General features: G+C 35.8%; 17 protein-coding genes and 6 pseudogenes. 11 read left to right on the forward strand and 12 right to left on the reverse strand.

Annotation, left to right across the window (positions count from 1 at the left end; genetic code table 11):
- The first annotated feature begins 66 nt into the window (after positions 1–66).
- The 6 genes and pseudogenes from FTU13_RS14735 to FTU13_RS14760 form a co-directional block, all read left to right on the forward strand.
- A complete protein-coding gene (locus tag FTU13_RS14735; RefSeq protein ID WP_180024826.1) occupies positions 67–1,104 on the forward strand; it encodes a branched-chain amino acid ABC transporter permease in 1,038 nt (345 codons plus the stop codon).
- Positions 1,101–2,903 (forward strand): ATP-binding cassette domain-containing protein, encoded by a 1,803-nt coding sequence (locus FTU13_RS14740; RefSeq protein WP_180128677.1) that lies wholly within the window; start codon positions 1,101–1,103, stop codon positions 2,901–2,903. Before FTU13_RS14735 ends, FTU13_RS14740 begins: the two co-directional genes overlap by 4 nt.
- The gene (locus FTU13_RS14745) at positions 2,900–3,673 is read left to right on the forward strand and encodes an ABC transporter ATP-binding protein (RefSeq protein WP_180024824.1); all 774 of its coding nucleotides are present in this window, start codon (positions 2,900–2,902) and stop codon (positions 3,671–3,673) included. The genes FTU13_RS14740 and FTU13_RS14745 overlap by 4 nt, the downstream gene beginning before the upstream one ends.
- Positions 3,674–3,714: 41 nt before the next feature.
- Positions 3,715–4,719 carry a ketopantoate reductase family protein gene (locus tag FTU13_RS14750; protein WP_233945559.1) on the forward strand — a complete coding sequence of 335 codons (1,005 nt, stop codon included), beginning with the start codon at positions 3,715–3,717 and terminating at the stop codon, positions 4,717–4,719.
- A complete protein-coding gene (locus FTU13_RS14755; RefSeq protein ID WP_180128674.1) occupies positions 4,716–5,471 on the forward strand; it encodes a class II aldolase/adducin family protein in 756 nt (251 codons plus the stop codon). Before FTU13_RS14750 ends, FTU13_RS14755 begins: the two co-directional genes overlap by 4 nt.
- Positions 5,472–5,565: 94 nt before the next feature.
- Positions 5,566–6,324, forward strand: a pseudogene (locus FTU13_RS14760) (IS5 family transposase); the annotation flags it as partial.
- 48 nt (positions 6,325–6,372) lie between these two features.
- On the opposite strand, the pseudogene FTU13_RS17540 reads toward FTU13_RS14760, so the two are convergent.
- Positions 6,373–6,498, reverse strand: a pseudogene (locus FTU13_RS17540) (site-specific integrase); the annotation flags it as partial.
- Positions 6,499–6,764: 266 nt separating this feature from the next.
- Between FTU13_RS17540 and FTU13_RS14765 the strand changes: the two are divergent.
- Positions 6,765–7,031: pseudogene (locus FTU13_RS14765) on the forward strand (helix-turn-helix domain-containing protein); the annotation flags it as partial.
- A gap of 5 nt (positions 7,032–7,036) precedes the next feature.
- On the opposite strand, the pseudogene FTU13_RS14770 reads toward FTU13_RS14765, so the two are convergent.
- A pseudogene (locus FTU13_RS14770) lies at positions 7,037–7,531 on the reverse strand (RHS repeat domain-containing protein); the annotation flags it as partial.
- A 242-nt stretch (positions 7,532–7,773) separates the two neighbouring features.
- Here FTU13_RS14770 and FTU13_RS14775 point away from each other — a divergent pair.
- Positions 7,774–8,169, forward strand: coding sequence for a transposase family protein (locus tag FTU13_RS14775; protein WP_067764127.1), 396 nt, complete (start codon positions 7,774–7,776; stop codon positions 8,167–8,169).
- A complete protein-coding gene (locus FTU13_RS14780) occupies positions 8,117–8,587 on the forward strand; it encodes a transposase family protein (protein WP_180128672.1) in 471 nt (156 codons plus the stop codon). Before FTU13_RS14775 ends, FTU13_RS14780 begins: the two co-directional genes overlap by 53 nt.
- Before the next feature lie 43 nt (positions 8,588–8,630).
- Here FTU13_RS14780 and FTU13_RS14785 read toward each other — a convergent pair whose 3' ends face one another.
- From FTU13_RS14785 to FTU13_RS14795, 3 genes are all read right to left on the reverse strand, one after another.
- A complete protein-coding gene (locus tag FTU13_RS14785; RefSeq protein WP_180128671.1) occupies positions 8,631–9,410 on the reverse strand; it encodes a tetratricopeptide repeat protein in 780 nt (259 codons plus the stop codon).
- Between the two features lie 185 nt (positions 9,411–9,595).
- The gene (locus tag FTU13_RS14790; RefSeq protein ID WP_180128670.1) at positions 9,596–10,531 is read right to left on the reverse strand and encodes a hypothetical protein; all 936 of its coding nucleotides are present in this window, start codon (positions 10,529–10,531) and stop codon (positions 9,596–9,598) included.
- A gap of 21 nt (positions 10,532–10,552) precedes the next feature.
- Positions 10,553–10,711: a hypothetical protein gene (locus tag FTU13_RS14795; RefSeq protein ID WP_180108377.1), complete on the reverse strand. Its 159-nt coding sequence runs from the start codon at positions 10,709–10,711 to the stop codon at positions 10,553–10,555.
- Positions 10,712–11,722: 1,011 nt separating this feature from the next.
- Here FTU13_RS14795 and FTU13_RS14800 point away from each other — a divergent pair.
- A complete protein-coding gene (locus tag FTU13_RS14800; protein ID WP_180128668.1) occupies positions 11,723–12,673 on the forward strand; it encodes an SUMF1/EgtB/PvdO family nonheme iron enzyme in 951 nt (316 codons plus the stop codon).
- 19 nt (positions 12,674–12,692) lie between these two features.
- Here FTU13_RS14800 and FTU13_RS14805 read toward each other — a convergent pair whose 3' ends face one another.
- Positions 12,693–13,061 carry a hypothetical protein gene (locus tag FTU13_RS14805; protein ID WP_180128667.1) on the reverse strand — a complete coding sequence of 123 codons (369 nt, stop codon included), beginning with the start codon at positions 13,059–13,061 and terminating at the stop codon, positions 12,693–12,695.
- Between the two features lie 377 nt (positions 13,062–13,438).
- Between FTU13_RS14805 and FTU13_RS14810 the strand changes: the two genes are divergently transcribed.
- A complete protein-coding gene (locus FTU13_RS14810; RefSeq protein ID WP_218955158.1) occupies positions 13,439–14,428 on the forward strand; it encodes an SUMF1/EgtB/PvdO family nonheme iron enzyme in 990 nt (329 codons plus the stop codon).
- Positions 14,429–14,755: 327 nt separating this feature from the next.
- Here the strand turns inward: FTU13_RS14810 and FTU13_RS14815 are convergent, their stop codons facing one another.
- From FTU13_RS14815 to FTU13_RS14840, 6 genes and pseudogenes are all read right to left on the reverse strand, one after another.
- The gene (locus tag FTU13_RS14815) at positions 14,756–15,529 is read right to left on the reverse strand and encodes a putative type VI secretion system effector (RefSeq protein ID WP_257226770.1); all 774 of its coding nucleotides are present in this window, start codon (positions 15,527–15,529) and stop codon (positions 14,756–14,758) included.
- Positions 15,510–16,292: a putative type VI secretion system effector gene (locus FTU13_RS14820; RefSeq protein ID WP_180128665.1), complete on the reverse strand. Its 783-nt coding sequence runs from the start codon at positions 16,290–16,292 to the stop codon at positions 15,510–15,512. The genes FTU13_RS14815 and FTU13_RS14820 overlap by 20 nt, the downstream gene beginning before the upstream one ends.
- Before the next feature lie 409 nt (positions 16,293–16,701).
- Positions 16,702–17,175 carry a hypothetical protein gene (locus tag FTU13_RS14825; RefSeq protein WP_180128664.1) on the reverse strand — a complete coding sequence of 158 codons (474 nt, stop codon included), beginning with the start codon at positions 17,173–17,175 and terminating at the stop codon, positions 16,702–16,704.
- 377 nt (positions 17,176–17,552) lie between these two features.
- Positions 17,553–17,906 (reverse strand): annotated as a pseudogene (locus FTU13_RS14830) (RHS repeat domain-containing protein); the annotation flags it as partial.
- A 121-nt stretch (positions 17,907–18,027) separates the two neighbouring features.
- Positions 18,028–18,285, reverse strand: coding sequence for a hypothetical protein (locus tag FTU13_RS14835; protein ID WP_180036159.1), 258 nt, complete (start codon positions 18,283–18,285; stop codon positions 18,028–18,030).
- Positions 18,286–18,474: 189 nt separating this feature from the next.
- Positions 18,475–18,661, reverse strand: a pseudogene (locus tag FTU13_RS14840) (IS5/IS1182 family transposase); the annotation flags it as partial.

Below are 18,661 nucleotides of genomic sequence, written 5' to 3' on the forward strand. Positions count from 1 at the left end.
TTATTCGGGTGGAGGCGTCCCTTTACTCGAATATTGACTCACCCACAGGAAAGGCGGGGAGACGTTATGGATTTAGATATTGCCTTGGTACTTGCACAGGATGGCATCACCAGTGGTGCGATTTATGCCTTATTGGCACTGTGCATTATTCTTGTATTTTCAGTGACACGAATATTATTAATTCCTCTGGGCGAATTTGCAGTTTTTGGTGCACTTACTTTGGCATCTATTCAGGCCGGTAAACCAAGTTTAATTGTTTGGTTAGTGGCTGCATTCTTTGTGGTAAATACTTTATTAGATCTATATGCCAAAGTCAGACACAACAGTATTTTTAATATCAAGCTATTTGCCGGAAGCCTAATTTATATAGGTGTTTTATTACTGGCTATGTATAAGTTGCACCTTGATCAGTTACCGATGTGGGGACAAATTATATTAACCTTAGCGGCAATTATTCCGTTGGGCCCTCAAATTTATCGCACTTTTTTCCAACCTTTGGTTAGCGCAAAACCTTTAGTTTTACTGATTGTTTCTATTGCGGTGCACGTGGTTTTGGTGGGCTTAGGTTTAGTTATATTTGGCCCTGATGGTGCGCAAACCCAATCCTTTAGTGATGCAACGTTTAATCTTGGATCTTTAACGGTCAATAGCCAAACGTTGGTGATCATCGCGGCATTCTTTATTTTGATCCTTGTATTGTGGTATTTCTTCGAGAAAACCCTTTATGGCAAGGCATTACACGCCACTGCAGTCAATCGTATTGGTGCACAGCTTATGGGAATTTCACCCATCTTTGCTGGAAAACTCACCTTTGTTATGGCGGCATTTATTGGCGCGCTTTCAGGCATTCTGATTGCTCCAATCACCACTTTATATTATGACTCTGGATTTATTCTAAGTTTAAAAGGCTTTGTTGGCGCCATTATTGGTGGTTTGATCAGCTTTCCTTTTGCGGCCATTGGCGCTGTTGTCGTCGGAGTTATTGAATCGTTCTCTATGTTTTGGGCCAGTGATTACAAGGAAATTATTGTCTTCACACTCATTATTCCATTTTTACTGTGGAAATCCCTAACGACACGCCATGTAGAGGAGGACGAAGAATGAAATCTAAATACTTAATTTTAATTTTTGCTCTAATCGTATTCATCAGTCCGCTTATTTTACCGACCTATCAAGTGACGTTACTCAATTATATTGGCTTAAATGCATTGGTTGTCCTCGGTTTAGTTCTGGTCACTGGTGTGGGTGGAATGACCACCTTTGGTCAGGCTGCACTTGTCGGAATTGGCGCATATACAACGGCCTACCTAACCGTCACTGAACAGCTGCCAAACTTTTTGGCTTGGACAGGTGGCAATCCGTGGTTTGGTTTGTTGTTCGGAATTTTAATTACCTTATGTTCTGCACTATTGGTTGGTGGACTGACACTCAAGCTTTCAGGACATTATTTACCTTTGGGCACCATTGCTTGGGGCATTTCTTTATATTATTTCTTCTCTACCATTGAGTCTTTAGGCGGACATTCAGGGATATCCAATATTCCAAATATCTCGATTGCCGGTTATGCCTTCGATTCGGGTAATAAAATGTATTACCTCATCTGGTTGGTTGTTTTTGCTGCCATTATTGTCACCAAAAACTTGCTCCATTCACGTGAAGGTCGTGCGATGCGCGCCTTAAAAGGCGGTCAGGTCATGGCAGAATCAATGGGTGTGAATACCTTCCGCTCTAAAATGATTGTATTTATGATCGCTTCGATATTTGCCTCCGTTTCAGGATGGCTATATGCGCATACACAAAGCTTCATCAACCCAACACCGTTTGGTTTACAAATGGGTATTGATTACCTATTTATGGCGTTACTGGGTGGTGTAGGCAGTATTTGGGGTGCAATTTTAGGCGCGGGTATATTTACCCTTGTTCGACAATGGTTACAAGACTTCCTGCCAATTGTTTTTGGCGCAGAAGGGCATTATGAAACCATTGTATTTGGCTTGATTATTATTCTTTTAATGCAAAAAGCGCCTTCAGGTTTATGGTCATTCATCACAAAACTTGTGCCAGCAAAATTTAAACCCGTAGATATCCATCCCAAGGTAAATCCCGTTTCTCAATCCTTAGCCACGCCAACATTACCTGAACAAGGCAGTGTGATTTTAGAGGCTAAAAATGTCACCAAAAAATTTGGTGGTTTAGTTGCCAACAATGACATGAATTTATCGATTCATGCAGGTGAAATACTTGCACTCATTGGCCCGAATGGTGCAGGTAAAAGTACCATGTTCAACCAAATTTCGGGTGTGGATGAACCAACCAGCGGCGAAGTGATATTTAAAGGGCAAAAGATCAATGGTATTCCATCACGTGAAATTGCGCGATTAGGACTGAGCCGAACCTTCCAGCATGTCAAAATTTTGCCAGAAATGACGGTGCTAGAAAACACGGCAATTGGCACGCATTTACGCGGTGAAAAAGGTATTTTTTCTTCTATGTTCTATATGGACCGAGATGAGGAAAATATTTTACTCAATGAAGCGAAAACACAGTTGGAACGCGTTGGCTTAGGCGACTATCTGTATACCGAAGCGGGCAGTTTAGCTTTGGGACAACAACGTATCTTAGAAATTGCACGTGCATTATGCGCAAGCCCAAGTTTGTTATTGCTTGATGAGCCTGCAGCAGGTTTACGTTTTAAAGAGAAACAAGCCTTGGCCGCTTTATTGAATAAACTAAGAGCAGAAGGCATGGCAATTTTACTGGTCGAACATGACATGGATTTTGTGATGAATTTAGCAGACCGTATTGTGGTAATGGAATTTGGTCAAAAAATTGCAGAAGGCTTACCAGAGGATATTCAAAAAGATCCAGCGGTGCTTGAAGCCTATCTTGGAGGTGCTGCATGAGTGATGTCATTCAAAATGATCAAGGAAAGGCTTTACTTGAAATTTCCAATCTCAGTGTTGCCTATGGCAAAGTTGAAGCATTAACCAATTTCAATATGCGCGTAAACGAGGGGCAGATTGTCTCTGTGGTTGGGCCAAATGGTGCAGGAAAAACCACATTACTTTCAGCCATTATGGGCTTGTTAAGTTCTAAAGGTAATGTTGAATTTGATGGTGCGGTTGAGCAATGTCCTGCAGTAGAGCGTATGGTCGTGAGAGGCTTAGGACTGGTGCCTGAAAAGCGAGAGCTTTTTAGTTCAATGAGTATTGAAGATAACCTGATGCTTGGCGCTTTTCAGCGCTATCGTCAGGGGGATCGACAACTGAGTCAAACCTTAAATGAAGTGTATGATATTTTTCCTCGCCTTAAAGAACGCCATAGCCAGCAGGCTGGCACATTATCTGGCGGTGAGCGCCAAATGTTGGCGGTAGGGCGTGCACTTATGGCAAAGCCTAAACTATTAATGTTGGATGAACCTAGCTTAGGTCTTGCACCGTTAATTACCCGTGAAATCTTTAAAGTCATCGACCATTTACGTTCGCAAGGCGTGTCTATTTTACTGGTTGAACAAAATGCACGTGCCGCATTAAAGCTTGCAGATTATGCCTATGTGTTAGAAATGGGTGAACTGTCTATGCACGGTAAAGGCAGTGATCTTGTAGAAGATCCACGCATTATTGAAAGTTATTTAGGCATCAATAGCAAACATCAGGATATTTTAGCGGTGTAATTTAATACCGCTCAACAACATTGATTTGCATGGAGGCAGAAGTGAATTCAGATTCAAAAATTCTTGTCTACGGTGCAGGTGCAATTGGTTGTGTCGTGGCTGCAAGGCTTATCCTTGCAGGCCACAATGTACGTTTGCTCGCACGTGGCGAAAATTATCAGCACATTAAAGTACATGGAATTCATTTAGAGGACTTAACCGGTCAGCATCATATTTATCCTGTGCAAGTGGTCAGCGATCAAGATGATTTAAGCGATCAAGATTATATTTTTATCGCGACTAAATTTCAGGCTTTAACTGAAATTATGCCCAACTTGAAACGTATGCTGCATGAAAAGACTCAAATTATTCCTTTAATGAACGGGATTCCTTTTTGGTATTTTTATGGCATTACCGAACAACAGCCTTTAGCCACAATCAGAGCTTTAGACCCGCACAATACCCTGACTGAAAATTTTCCTCTGCAACACTTGATTGGTGCCGTAGTATTTATCACGGCACAATTGCAGGGGCTGGGGCAGGTCAAATCTACAAATCCGCATTTGCTGATTTTTGGGGAGCCGAATCATCAAATGTCAGATCGGCTACAAGATTTGGTGAACTTATTTGAAAATAGTGGCATTGAAGCACGGCCAGTCGAAAATATTCGCGATCAAATCTGGACGAAAGTGATTGCCAACCTCAGTTCAAATCCATTGTCTGTGGTCGCCAATACGACTTTAGAGCAAATCTACTCAAATACTTATTTAAGTCCAATTTCCAAATCCATTACTCAGGAAGTCAGAAGTGTAGCCGCTTGCTACAGTGCGCGGATTTCAATTGATCCAAATACCTTTATGCAGCTGGGTGCAGAAATGGGCTCAATTTATACATCGATGTGGTATGACTACCAAGACAAGAAAACACTGGAATTGGCAAATATTGCCGATGCAGTGTTTGAGTTAGCTGAGCGCTACGGCTGCGAGTTGCCTGTGACAAAAATAATTTATGAACTAAGCCATTTTTTAAGTGCTCAGTCGATAAAAAATGAGGGATCTTCAACATGAATAATAATTTTCAAAAGCCAATGGATGTCAGTCAGGAAGAATGGGATTTACGGGTAAAGCTGGCCCAATGTTACCATTTGATTGATTTTTTTGGCTGGACCGAGACAATTTTTAATCATGTTTCAGCTCGCTTACCGGGCAATGAACACTATTATTTGGTGAACCCTTTTGGTCTCAATTACACAGAAATAACCCCTGAAAACTTACTTAAGGTAGATTTGTCTGGGAATAAAGTAACGCCCTCTGAATATGATGCCAATCCTGCTGGCTTTGCTTTGCACAGCGCGGTACATGGGGCGCGACATGATATTCGCTGTTTAATCCATACGCATACTACGCCAATCAGCGCAATTGCACAGAAACAACAAGGGTTTAAAAACGATAATTTTTATGGCGCTCAATTATTTGGACGCGTGGCTTATCATACTTTTGAAGGGATCACGTTATTTGAAGATGAAAAACAGCGGATGATCCAGAGCTTAGGACAAAAACATATTTTGGTCCTGAGAAATCATGGTGTTGCTGTCGGTGAAAATAGTATTGAAAAAGCATTCTTTCTACTGTGGACTGTTCAACGCGCGGCGGAAATTCAATGTTTAGCAGACTCCATGCAAAGTGTAGATGTTTTGCTAGAAGATACCATTAAACAAAAATGTGCAGATTTGACCCAGATGCTGATTCAAGATGGCGGATTTGCTGATAAATTTTTTAGGGCAATGGTTAGAAAAATGGAGGAGAGAAGGAGGATATAAAAATAGAATTTTTGAAATGGCACAAAATTATGCACTTGAAATAACAGAAGATGATATTAAAAGGCAAAAGTATGTTGATGAAAATTTCAAACCTATTCTGATGATTAAATCCTTATTCCGTCTGTCTTTACGTATGGTTACTGGATTTGTCTAAAGTCTGATTAAGCTTTGTGGATTAGATTGGACAGCGCCAGATTATTCCACACTGTGCAGAAGACAAAGGCATATCGATATTACAATTGGTTATCAAAAAAGTAGCGATGGGCTGCATCTACTCATGGACTCTACAGGCATGAAGTTTCTAGGTGAGGGCGAATGGAAACGCAAGAAACATGGACCTGAATATCGTCGCCAATGGCGTAAACTTCATATTGGTATAGATGCTAAAACCCTACAAATATGAGCAGTTCAGCTTACAACCAATAATGTCAGTGATTCACAGGTGCTTGGTGATTTACTTAATCAGATTCCACAAGATGAGCAGATTGACTCTGTTTATACCGATGGAGCTTATGACACCAAGCAATGTCGTCAGGTCATTTCAGATCGGCAAGGGCATGCGGTGATTCCACCTAGAAAAAATGCGAAATCATGGAAAGATACAAAGAGTAGCTCGCTAGAGCGAAATGAATTACTTCGAACAATTAAACGTTTAGGCAGGACACTATGGAAAAAATGGTCAGGCTATCATCGGCGAAGTTTGGTTGAAACTAAGATGTACTGCATTAAATTATTAGGAGATAAACTCAGTACAAGGAGTTTTGATAGCCAAGTGAATGAGATACATACACGTGTAGCAGTCCTCAACAGATTTACGGAATTAGGTCGACCACTTACCCAAGTTATCACTTAAATTCTGTTCAAATGAGCAGAGTGTTGTCTTTTAAATCTTTGTGCAACAAAGCCCTTTCAAGCTAAATAATAATGGGTATAAGCATGGAAATGTTGATTCAGTATCAAACAATAATTTAATTTCGTTCTCATTAGATATCTTTTGTTCTAAATGAATACTTTTAACTTCAAACATAGTGTGAACTTAATGAACTACAATTTAGGTCAACATATCATATTTTTGCTTAGGAGTTTTATTTGTATAAGTTATTGATATTATGTAATATAAGTACAAATATGAAGTTAATGGATGGTGTATTATATTTAACATAATCTATATTATACGAAATTAAATTGTAAGCCCAAAATAGAAATGTCCGGTTTCTCCAAAGTAAAAATGTCCGCTTTTAGAATATGCGCTTTTGCAATTTCCTTAGCGGACGGTTTGATATGTTGGTGTCTATGTCGGATAAAGAACTTAAACGATTGTCGGTCTTGCAAGAAATCTGTGATCAACGTATAACTCAATCCCAGACTGCTCAGCTACTTCATATCTCAGAACGTCAGATCAGACGATTACTGCAGAAATACAAAGCTCAAGGTCCCGCTGCATTAGCCCATGCAGGTCGTGGCCAAATCAGCAATTCTAAACTTCCTGAAGAACTCAGACTTAAGTGTCTCAATATTGTTTCAGATCAACTTTATGGTTTCGGACCCACTTTAGCCCATGGTGCTAAACCTAATACATCAACCACTTGATTTGGATTATTTACATATTTATATTCATTAATATCTCCAATTAATCCAATTGGATCCTTACTTATATAACGTGCACTAAACGGCTCATAATATCTGTAACGGTTATAGTGTAATCCTGTTTCTTCATCATAATATTGTCCTTGGAAGCGGATATGACTATGCTCCAAAGGATTATCTGGATGTTGTACTTTAATTTCTTGCGTTTTGCCCCAAGTATTTAAAGCGATTTCCCAAACACATTCTCCATGCTCATTACTTAATGTCTGTTGAGTACCAACTTGGTCACAGTGATAAAAAAGCACCCGCTCCAATTCAGCTTTATTTTTTCGTGTTTCCGTTTTCCATATTGGATCATTATAAAACGATATTCTTCATGCTGAAATTGAGCATAGTAAGGGATTTTTAAATGCTTGATAAAACCTTTATAACCTGTCTGCAGTTAACGGTACGAAACTCTGTGGTTTACAGATTTAATACACTATTTTTATGCTTTAATTTTAAATCAATAAATAAAAAGCTAATACAATGATTATGCAACGTTAATGCTGGGATTAAGTGTAGTGCTATTTCCATAATTACCTTAATTTATAATAAAAAAAGCCCTGAGGGGGCCTTTTTTATTCAATAAGCCTCTTTCATAAATCAAAAAACGAACAGTCTCTTGCTGATTATTTGTACCGAAGAATTTTAAATATTCATGCATAATCTGCGGATGAAATATATCGATTCAAAGAAGCTTTCTGAAACACAGTTTAAGCGATACACCGGCATATCATGGTCAACCTTTGATTTAATGGTTGAACAACTGAAAATGCATGTTCCTGCTAAAGGTAGACCAACTAAATTGAGCATAGAAGATCAAATCCTTCTGTGCTTAAGTTATTGGCGCGAATACCGAACCTTGTTCCATGTTGCAACAAGTTATGGTGTGTCAGAGCCGACTGCTTCAAGAATTGTCCGTCATGTAGAGGACTGCCTGATCAAGTCCAATTTATTTAATTTACCGAAGCATTTGCCTGAGGGCGAAGGCATCGACTGGAACGTGGTGATTGTTGATGCCACAGAAATTCCAATACAAAGACCTAAAAAAACAGAAGAAAAGCTATAGTGGCAAAAAGAAGGCACATACTTTCAAAGTCCAGGCCATCATTCATTATAGAGCTCAGCAAATTCTGAGTTTATGCACTGATCGTGGTGCTGTACATGATTTCGAACTCTTCAAACAAAACTTACATCAGATTCCGGCAGGTGCCTTTATCCTTGCAGATAAAGGCTATCAAGGGATTTATGCAATGTATCCAAATAGCTTGTCGCCATTAAAAGCAAAAAAGCGCTGTAAATTGGATCCTGAACTAAAAATCTATAATCAAGAAATCAACAAAAGAAGAATTGGGGTTGAGCATGTATTTGGTAGTTTAAAAACTTTCAAAATCCTTGCCGAGCGATATCGTAATCGAGGAAAAAGACTGGGCTTAAGATTCAATTTAATTGCGGGAATCTATAATTTAGAGCTGAGCAAAAAATGAATTATGAAAGAAGTCTAATTTATTTTAATTCCTAAAATTAAATTCAAGTTTCACCTAACTCGTCAAGTGCCACTTTAGCTTCTTTCACGCCATTGAAATTTGCAAGTTTGAACCAATGTTTCGCTTTTTCTTCATCATTGAAATGACTTAAATAGATATAACCTAGATTATATTGAGCCATCCCATAATTTTCATTTGCCAATTCTTCATATATTTTTTTTGCTTGAGTTAAGTCTTCATTCTTCAAATAATAATTACCTAAATTAAATTTAGCTTCCTTATGCCCTTGTTTGGCTGCTTGGGCATACAGTTGAATCCCTTTTTGCTCATCTTCTTTTACCCCATCCCCCTGATAATACATGGTTCCTAAAGTAAACTGAGCTTCTGAAAGTCCTTTTTTTGACGACTCCTCAAAATATTTTAATGCTTGTACATCATCCTGCTTTACGTACTTACCTTCTTTATACATAACTCCGAGGTTATACAAACCTATTTCATCATTTTTCTTCGCTGCTTTTTCAAACCAATAAAATGCTTTTTCATAATTTTGATTCACCCCTACCCCATCATAATACATACGAGCAACTTCAGTTTGAGCTTTTGAATGGCCTAGCTCAGCTGACTGCATCAGTAATGAAAAAGCTTTTTTATAATTTTTTTCCTTACCATTAAGACCTAGGTAGTAATCACCAGCTTCAACATACAACTGCTCTGAACTTTTATTATCTACATGTGTACCTTTTTGAAAATTACTTTCTTTAGTACAAGCGGCAAAAAATAGACACATTATCGTACAAAATAATATCAATCCAATTTCTTTCATACTCTTAACCTAACCTTTAATCTGCACCAGATGGGTGATTTTCTAATCCAGGATCTTTTTCAGTAGCAGTCCGATTCAGCAGTCGCCTTAAGTTCTTTATAAAAAGCCCGAAAGGGCTTTTATCAATACTCATAATTAAATAGCTTTGCTAAATAAAACTATGGATTAAAAATATCATTGAAAATTTAATTGATCCATTCTCGAGGGACTTGAGGGATTTTAGATGTTCTCACACAAAGCCTTCTAATTAAGAATTGAGGAATACCAAAAATCAAAAGATTTAAATTGAAGCCAGAAGGTAATTTTACTTGATCTGTTAAATAATATCGCTCTGAAAATCTTAGTAGTTTAAGTTTAAACCAAGTTTCACTTGCTATCTCTTTACGGTAAATAACATTCGGAGCATAGTAATGAATATTATTTTTTAATTTTTCTATGTCTTCACCCGCCATATAGCGTCTAAAAAACTCCCAATGACCTTCAACCAAACTTAAGCTACGAAATCTAAATGGAAAGACGACCACTTGTTGAATGATCTCATTTTGATCAATCAGTGAAGCATTCACAGCGTATTCATGATTTTCATTAATATTTATAGAAAAATGATAATCACTCCATGGAGCTGAAATCCAATTTTTTTGGTAAGGTTCAAAATAGTGTAATTCTTGATTTTTACGGTTAAAAATCAAAGGGTAATACGTATAACCAAATAACTCACGACCAAATGAAATATTAAATATTTTAAAAAAGAAAAATATACCTCCCAACAAAAAAATAATTCCAATTAAGGATATCAATGAAAAACCTGATTCAGATAAAAAGCCAGGAAAGCCTATTAATAGAATTATAAGCCCTATCATCATTAAAAAGCTAAACCATAAAGAGAACATGGTTGGCAACCCCCTGATCTCATCCCAAGCATCATTACAAATTAGATAATCATCGTTAACTTGCTGAATATTAAAATATGGAATCAACTTATTTTTTAATTTTTTTTTAGGATCTAAATTATAGTTAATTAATCCTCGTTCATTAATATAAGTTAATATCTTTGGTCTTTCATGATTAATTTTTAACCCTAGTATTAAATTCTGATTCTCATAACCATAGTTACCGCTCATAAGAAACCTCCATATATAGTTTTACCACTTGTAATCCGTACCACTTACTTCTTCGACAGCTAAGATATAATTTTTCTCTAAGTTATCTAAAGATAATCCTGCATTTGATGTCCCCCAAGTGCTTTCTTTTAACCACTTTCTAAGCTGTTGTCTTCGATTATAATCAGCATAATAATCCACTCCAAAACCTACTATAATTAAAGCAACTCCCCATCCAGTCGCTCCTAACCCAGTAAACGAGCTGACATAAACGTTGTACCTCTACGTAAAAGATAAGTTGAAGCTATTAGCGAGATTCCAAATGCTCCATCAAAAATCTTGCTAGTTTTATTATTTCGATTAAAAGAAATCCAAGCATTTTTAAATTCTAAAGCAGCAAAAATGGTAGCACCACCATATAAACCAAAGCGAGCGATTCTCGTGGTCCAACCTTTTTAAATATCTTAATTTTGCTGATTCACCAACCTGCAATATTTTCATTTGAAGCTGACGGTCTAACACATCGGCAACGTTGCCAAATGTTGCCGCAATTACTCCAATAAAATTAGTCCCCGTTTGTAAATTCACTCCTGTAACCATGCCTTACGTAGGGCTAAACCTCTAGATGGCCAAACACTACAAATTGGAGAGCGCTTAACCGTACGGCATAGTCATACTCACCCAGTACAACCAATAGATTTTCCTGAAAGATTTAAAGGGGTAATTAATCCAAACTTTGACAACTCTGTCCGCTGTGTAGTAAACCAAACTAAAAAAATTATGTAGTCTCACCCAATACAGCTATATCAAGTTTGATGGAGTTGTATTTCCTGATTTTCAAATAATGCATACGTTAAATGACATTCATTCATTCCCGAGTCGAGACACATGTTTTAAATATATTAATAATGGCATTTTTACATGTTACAAAATACTTGATCTTTACGTCCAAACCACTCATGCTAATTGTCATATCAAACAAACAAGCAGTTCGAGTTGTCCAGTGTAATCCCCCTATAGATCAATATCCCCTTGGTTTCGAGTTAAGTCGAGTTTGAGATAATGCTTGCATGACCTTGATGTAAACTTAAGCTGTTAGACCTATTCAGAGTGGCTCAATAAATAACAAAAACTCTCTTTTTGAGATATTAAATTTTCTTTATCCTTTGATTGTATTTGCTTTATTTTAACAACTCTATAATTTTTAAGAATATGATTAATCAAAACCTAGCTCTTATTTTATTATCTACTTTTGCTTTAAGTGCTTGTGCAAAAAGTGCGAATGAGCCACAAACTCCTTCTACTAATCAAAAAAGTGCTTCTCCTGAGCTACAATCCAAAATTCAAAAATTGCTAGAAAAAACCAAGAATAATATGATTTTTGTGGAAGGTGGTACTTTTATGATGGGAGATTTTGATCATTATGACAGTAAAATTGATAGCAAACCTGTTCACAAAGTAACTCTAGATAGCTTTAGCATGTCTGCTTATAAAGCCACTTATGCAGATTTAGACATATACAGCGCTGCAACCAATACGCCTAAAGTGGTCTCAACTGAATCCTTATCTTCAAAAGCAAGATATCCTAACTCGTCTGCTGGTGTTTCTTGGCAAGAGGGACGAAATTATTGCCAATGGTTAGGAAAACAACTCAAACTTGACATAGACCTCCCGACCGAAGCCCAGTGGGAATATGCTGCTCGTAATAGAGGTCAAAAAATTCATTTTCCAACCAATACAGGAAAAATTGAGAATGGTGTAAATGTATGGAGTTTTGAGCAACGTATACAGTTACGTAAAAAATATAAAGCACCTAAGTCACTTATCTCTGAAGTAGGACAATACCCACCTTCAGCTCTAGGTTTTTATGATTTAACGACAGACAATTACGAATGGATGCTCGACTGGTATGCAGCAGATTACTATCAACACTCCCCAGAAAAAAACCCGCAAGGCCCTAAAACAGGTGCCGAAAAAGTACTACGTAGTGCTAAACCTTTAGATGGACAAACCTTGCAGATGGGAGAGGGTTTAACCGTACGGCGTAGTCATACTCACCCTATTCAACCAGTAGATTTCCCTGAAAGATTTAAGGGAGTAATCAATCCAAACTTTGACAACTCTGTACGCTGTGTAGTAAACCAAACTAAAAAAATTATGTAGTCTCCCCAATACAACTCTATCATGTTTGATAGAGTTGTATTTCCTGATCTTCAAATGGCGCTAGAATATCTAAATTTGATGCTAAAATAGCAGTATTGTCTGCATAACCACCCATATAATCTAACTGTTTAAATTGCATATCATCTTGATTTTTTACAATTAAATGATTCAAAGGGTAACCTTGTATCTTTTTTGCCTGTTTACGATATTTCAGGAAATCTTTTAACCATTGGTTCTCTCGACCACCTGCGTAGTCTTGCCGCGAATTGAGCGCAATAATAATATCTTCAGCAATACTGGCATCTTCACCATAGTTTAAAAAGCGAATAATATCCCCTTCAATTTTTTGCATATTACTTTTGGACTGGGTTTCAGCACGAGGATGCACATGTTAAATGACATTCATTCATTCATTCCCGAGTCGAGATACAGGTTTTAAATATATTAATAATGGCATTTTTTCGTGTTACAAAACGGTTAATTTCTACATCTAAACCATTCATGCAAATTGTCATATCAAACAAAGAGGCTGTACGAGTTGTCCAGTGTATTATCACCCATTGATTAATTTACCTTGCTTCGGGTTATGTAAAATTAAGATAATGCTTGCATGACCTTGATGTAAACCTTAGCTGGTAGCCCTATTTAGAGTTGACTCAATAAATATAAAAACTTACTTTTTGAGATATTAAATTTTCTTTATCCCTTGATTGTATTTGCTTTATTTTTTGGCAATATTTTAACAACTCTATAATTTTTAAGAATATGATTAATCAAAACCTAGCTCTTATTTTATTATCTACTTTTGCTTTAAGTGCTTGTGCAAAAAGTGCGAATGAGCCACAAACTCCTTCTACTAATCAAAATAGTGCTTCTCCTGAGCTACAATCCAAAATTCAAAAATTGGTTGAAAAAACCAAAAAAAATATGATTTTTGTGGATGGTGGCACCTTTATGATGGGGGACTTCGGCCCACTCACACGTAAAGATAAACTGCCTATTGTTGGACTTTATGCTGCCATGCCTGCACATAAAGTGACCCTTGATAGCTTTAGTCTAAATGCATATAAAACCACATTCGATGATTTTGATATTTATACAGACAGTTTAGGATTACCTCGTATCAGTATGCAAGAAATTGCAAAAATAGCTCGTCAACCAATGGCGCCAGCAGGGATCAGTTGGCAACAGGCATCAGATTATTGTCAATGGTTAGGGAAACAAGTCGGCATCCCTATGAATTTACCAACTGAAGCACAGTGGGAATATGCTGCCCGAAATAAAGGACAGTATGTCATATACCCTACAGACAATGGCAATTATGAAACGGGGCGTAATGTTTGGAGTGATGAACAAAGACGTGAATATAGCCAATCTATATCTGATGCTGATGGTATTAAGGTGGCAAAACTAGGTAAATTTCCACCAACACCTTTAGGTTTTTACGATATGGCAACCGATAACTATGAATGGATGTCCGATTGGTTTGATCCACAGTATTATAAAAATTCACCTGAGCTCAATCCACAGGGTCCCAAGTCGGGTAAATTAAAATCCGTAAGGAGTACACGTCAAGAAGGAGCAGCACAAAGTTTAGCAATAGGAGGTTCAGTAACCACTATTTATAGAGATGGAATGGAACCAAACCCTCAGTTTGATAAAAATGATTTAGATGGTATCAAATATTTAAATCCCAACAGCTCTACTTCTGTACGCTGTGCTTCAAATTCACCAAAACCTTTTCCTAAGCAATAAATTTAAATTTTCCAACATCGGATGGCTTATGCCATCCGAGTTTTATCAACATCTTTGTGACTATACATATCCAAATCTAACTCTTCGATTGGTTTGGGTGCTTGCACCAAATAACTCTCTGGCTTCTCTAACCCTTCTGCTATTTGTATCTGTCTAAAATCAGGTGAGTCAATACAATGCTTATGTGACTTTAATGCAGGCTTGGGTGGTAGCCCGATTCAGCAGTTGCCATAAGTCTAGATGTAAAAAAAAAGCCCTGAGGGGCTTTTTTAAATTCAAGATATCAGAATCTTAGAATGTACGATTTCAATATTTTGCAGCTTGCCTTCAATTTTTTTCATTTTTCTTGTCAAAATAGTCTTCAGGAAAAGGGTCTTTTCCTATCAAAACATCTCTATATTTCATCACACTCGGGTAAAAGCCTTCACTATCTATAAGCCTAGATTTATATAAGTCTTGTTCTTTTATATCTGAAAAATTGAGCATTTCAAATACATTTTCTGAAACTTGTGCTAACTCTCTCAAGTTATTTTTACCCAATAAAAAACAAAACATTAGGAAAAATGAAAATAAAATACCAATAGGATAAAAAATCATTAGATTCAACTTAATTTCATCTATTGTAAAATCGCCGCTAAAATATTGCATAATAGCTATTGCACTAGCAAGAATAATCATTACTAATGAGAAAATAATTGCATATTTTATTGATGTTAAATAAGTTTTATTTTTAGAGCGCCCCATTTCATATGGCATGTGTAAAAGCCCCTTTTTAGGATCTAAAGCTGCATATACAAAATGGTATCCTTCCTCTTGCTCTTCACTTATGACCATGATTAAAGGTGTATTATTTTTAAACTTTACACCAGTGAACTGACCAACAACGCGAATTCCGTTAACCTCACCTCTAAAAGTCTTTCCGTCTCTACCTTTTGCAGCTAACGCCATAATTGGTGCATTACTCATTAAGGTGGTACTTCCAGCCAATGTACCAATTAACGCAGTATTAGCAGCATGTTTACCTAAATTACCAATGGGCAAAATTTTAGAGTCTTCTACTTCTAGTTTATTAATACGACCTTCAATTTTTATCATTTTCATTGTCAAAATAATCCTTTGGATAGGAATCTTTACCAATCAAACTTTTTCTATAATCTAAAACACTGACATGTAAACCTTCTTCATCGATCAGATATGAGTTAAAAAGATTTTGATTTTTAGGTTGTTCAAACTCTAATATTTCAAAAATTTTCTCACTGTATCGACCTAAAAAACCTACATTATCTTTACCAATTAAAAAGCTAAATAGTAGACCAAACGAAAATATAAATGACACTAAATAAGAAATTATTAATTGATTTTTAAAGTCTACGATATCTTTTTCATTATCAGCATTTGAATAACCTACCAAAGCAATGATAGTAAAAAAAATGCATGAAAATATGCTTAGTACTATTGCCCATTTAAGTAAATGTAAACAATGCTTTTTAAATGAACGCCCAGAATCATACAACATATGAAGAATCCCTTTATTTGGTATTAACACTGCATAAGCTAAATAAACCCCTTTATCTTGCTCTTCACTAATAATGATAACAACTTGATCCCCTTCATTAAATTTTACTGTAGTAAATTGCCCAATAACATCAATCCCATCTATTTTAAAAGTAAAATTTTTTGCTCTCCTACCTTTTGAAGCGAGAATTAATATTGGGGCTGCACTTAAGAGTGAAGTACTTTCTGTCAACACTCCTAGCAGAGCTGTAGTTGCGACTCGTTTACCAATATTTTTAAAAGGCTGTATAACAGAGTATTCACATTTAAGGCCTTCTATTTTACCCACAATTTTTTTTGCATTAATCATTTATATACTCTGTAAGGCCTCACTAAATGCCTTATCCTCCTCCAATATATTCTTAAATTTACTTTTATCTAAACCAAAAGCTGATTTACTACACCAATTCTCAAGTTCGCTATCAAAAGGCTTTGTTGCACAAAGATTTCATAACTATATGATTTTAAAAGTTTTGATTATTTTTTGATCCAAAATTAAATTTATTTAAATCAGATGCTTACATATTTATGCAACAAAGCCCAGTCATCCTAATGAAATCCATACACTTATAGCCATGTTAAACAAATACACAGAATTAGACCGACCTCATACCCAAGTTAATACTTGAATAAGATTAACTCATGGATAACCTATCTTTAAAATTTTTATGTAATTAATAAAGTCAAATAAACCTATTAAAAAAATTATAAATAAGTTATCACAAATACTCCAACTCTATATTTTCCAATTCATCATTGCGGCAATAATTTACTTTTCCTTCACTATAAGACAAAATGACTAGCCATTTTTTTTGATTAAATGGTAAAACCTCATTACCTGCAAAATTTCTATATTTTTCTTTTTCTGGAAATAGTGCACCCAAATAAATCTTCTCACCAAAACAATATTCAAAAAAATTATTTTTAGCTGATATTATTCTCCACCCATCTTTTTTTAATTTATTATCAATTTGTGTAAAATCACTTAAAGAAAGGTCAGACTTATTTATTTGAATCACTGAATATTTATTATCAATTTTATCTATTAAGACTTCTTCATTGGTTTTAAAATATTTAAAGAATTTATAATTAATTGTTTTAAAGTATTCCCCTTCTTTAGTAACTTTTGTATTTATACAAGATACTAATATAAAAATACTCATTAATAATAGACTTAGTTTTGAAATAATCATTTTCTATTAGCCTTATTTAAAAATTCAATTTGATAAATACGCTGACTTGAAGTTACACCTTCCGACATATCAATTCTTGGGCTACCGCCACCCATCTCAATTCCAATATAGGCAACCACTTTCTGCTTATTGTTTAACAAACTCAGGTTATTTACATTAACAGTTATTTTTTTTGATTGATGTCAAGCAGATATAAAAGTAAACCTACTCATTAAAAATATAAAAAAATATTTCATAACATTTCCTTTAATCTAAATAAACCTTGTCCACCTAAATCTATTGCATGATAGCCTATTTTTCTTGGTACTTCGGGCAATCTACTTAGCAAACGAAGAAATACTTTATTTATCTGCTAATTCTTCAATTTTTTCATTAGTAGCCGACCATAACCCCATCGGATCAACCCATTGATTCGGGTCTTTTACATACGAATTATTTAAACCACCAAACAATCCTATAGGGTCTTTACTTACATACCTTGCCTTTCGTAATTTTAAAGTAGTGCTTTAAAATTTCTCAGGCTCATAATAACGGCAACGGTTATAATGTAAGCCAGTCTCTCCATCATAATACTGTCCTTGGAAGCGAATACTTGTTTGCTCTAATAAATTGTCACTAGTCTTAATCTCTAAAGCTGTGCCCCATGTATCTTGCTTAATTTCCCATATACATTCACCTAACTCATTTGTTAAAGTCTGCGGTGTTCCAATTTGGTCACAGTGATAAAAGGAATCAGCTAAAGTTTAGCTCTATTTTTACAAGTAACTGTAGATCAAATTTATGTCTTTTGTGCAGTTAATCGGTTCCTTTATGCTTTTAAAACCGTCACACCAAGCGTTTATGTTATTAGTATTATTTTTTAGTGAACCAAGTAAAAAACATAAAAAATAGCCCTCCTATTATTCCTATACCAATGCAAGTAATGAAATATAATATTATCAAATGTGTTTCCATAACTTTATCATTAATAACATCAATCAACATCCCCAAGAGGAAAGCTGATATACCTAAAACTATTCCCTTTATAAAACCTGCTAGATAAGGATAATTTTCAGATTCATAATTGGATATAAAAAATGATAAAATTACTTCAACTAGAATTGTTAACATTTTATTTATCCTGCTTCTTATCATCAGAGGTGCTACTATTAATTGCTCTAGATGATGTTTGTTGTAATGCAAATTGATTTGCCCAAATTACTAATCCACCAGTATTTTTCCAGCAATGACTGTAGGCACACCCGTTGGGCTTTGTTGCACAAAGATGTAAAAATTAAGATTGCCCATATCTACTCAAATTTAAGGCATAACTTGGGTATGTGGTTGACCTAACTCGGTAAATTTATTTAACACGGCTATACGTGTATGAATTTCATTGACTTGGCTATCAAATTTTCTTGCACTGAGTTTATCCCCCAATAATTTGATGCAATGCATCTTAGTTTCGACCAAACTTCGGCAATGATAGCCGGACCATTTTTTCCAT

It is taken from the genome of Acinetobacter sp. YH12064 (assembly GCF_013419735.1).
In the GTDB taxonomy this organism is placed as follows: Bacteria; Pseudomonadota; Gammaproteobacteria; order Pseudomonadales; family Moraxellaceae; genus Acinetobacter; species Acinetobacter amyesii.

Coding starts and splice junctions, on each gene's coding strand:
- FTU13_RS14810 (WP_218955158.1), top strand. CDS start 13,439: ATGATTAATCAAAACCTAGCTCTTATTTTATTATCTACTTTTGCTTTA.
- FTU13_RS14800 (WP_180128668.1), top strand. CDS start 11,723: ATGATTAATCAAAACCTAGCTCTTATTTTATTATCTACTTTTGCTTTA.
- FTU13_RS14820 (WP_180128665.1), bottom strand. CDS start 16,292: ATGATTAATGCAAAAAAAATTGTGGGTAAAATAGAAGGCCTTAAATGT.
- FTU13_RS14740 (WP_180128677.1), top strand. CDS start 1,101: ATGAAATCTAAATACTTAATTTTAATTTTTGCTCTAATCGTATTCATC.
- FTU13_RS14755 (WP_180128674.1), top strand. CDS start 4,716: ATGAATAATAATTTTCAAAAGCCAATGGATGTCAGTCAGGAAGAATGG.
- FTU13_RS14825 (WP_180128664.1), bottom strand. CDS start 17,175: ATGATTATTTCAAAACTAAGTCTATTATTAATGAGTATTTTTATATTA.
- FTU13_RS14785 (WP_180128671.1), bottom strand. CDS start 9,410: ATGAAAGAAATTGGATTGATATTATTTTGTACGATAATGTGTCTATTT.
- FTU13_RS14815 (WP_257226770.1), bottom strand. CDS start 15,529: ATGAAAATGATAAAAATTGAAGGTCGTATTAATAAACTAGAAGTAGAA.
- FTU13_RS14780 (WP_180128672.1), top strand. CDS start 8,117: ATGCCACAGAAATTCCAATACAAAGACCTAAAAAAACAGAAGAAAAGC.
- FTU13_RS14790 (WP_180128670.1), bottom strand. CDS start 10,531: ATGAGCGGTAACTATGGTTATGAGAATCAGAATTTAATACTAGGGTTA.
- FTU13_RS14775 (WP_067764127.1), top strand. CDS start 7,774: ATGAAATATATCGATTCAAAGAAGCTTTCTGAAACACAGTTTAAGCGA.
- FTU13_RS14745 (WP_180024824.1), top strand. CDS start 2,900: ATGAGTGATGTCATTCAAAATGATCAAGGAAAGGCTTTACTTGAAATT.
- FTU13_RS14835 (WP_180036159.1), bottom strand. CDS start 18,285: ATGTTAACAATTCTAGTTGAAGTAATTTTATCATTTTTTATATCCAAT.
- FTU13_RS14735 (WP_180024826.1), top strand. CDS start 67: ATGGATTTAGATATTGCCTTGGTACTTGCACAGGATGGCATCACCAGT.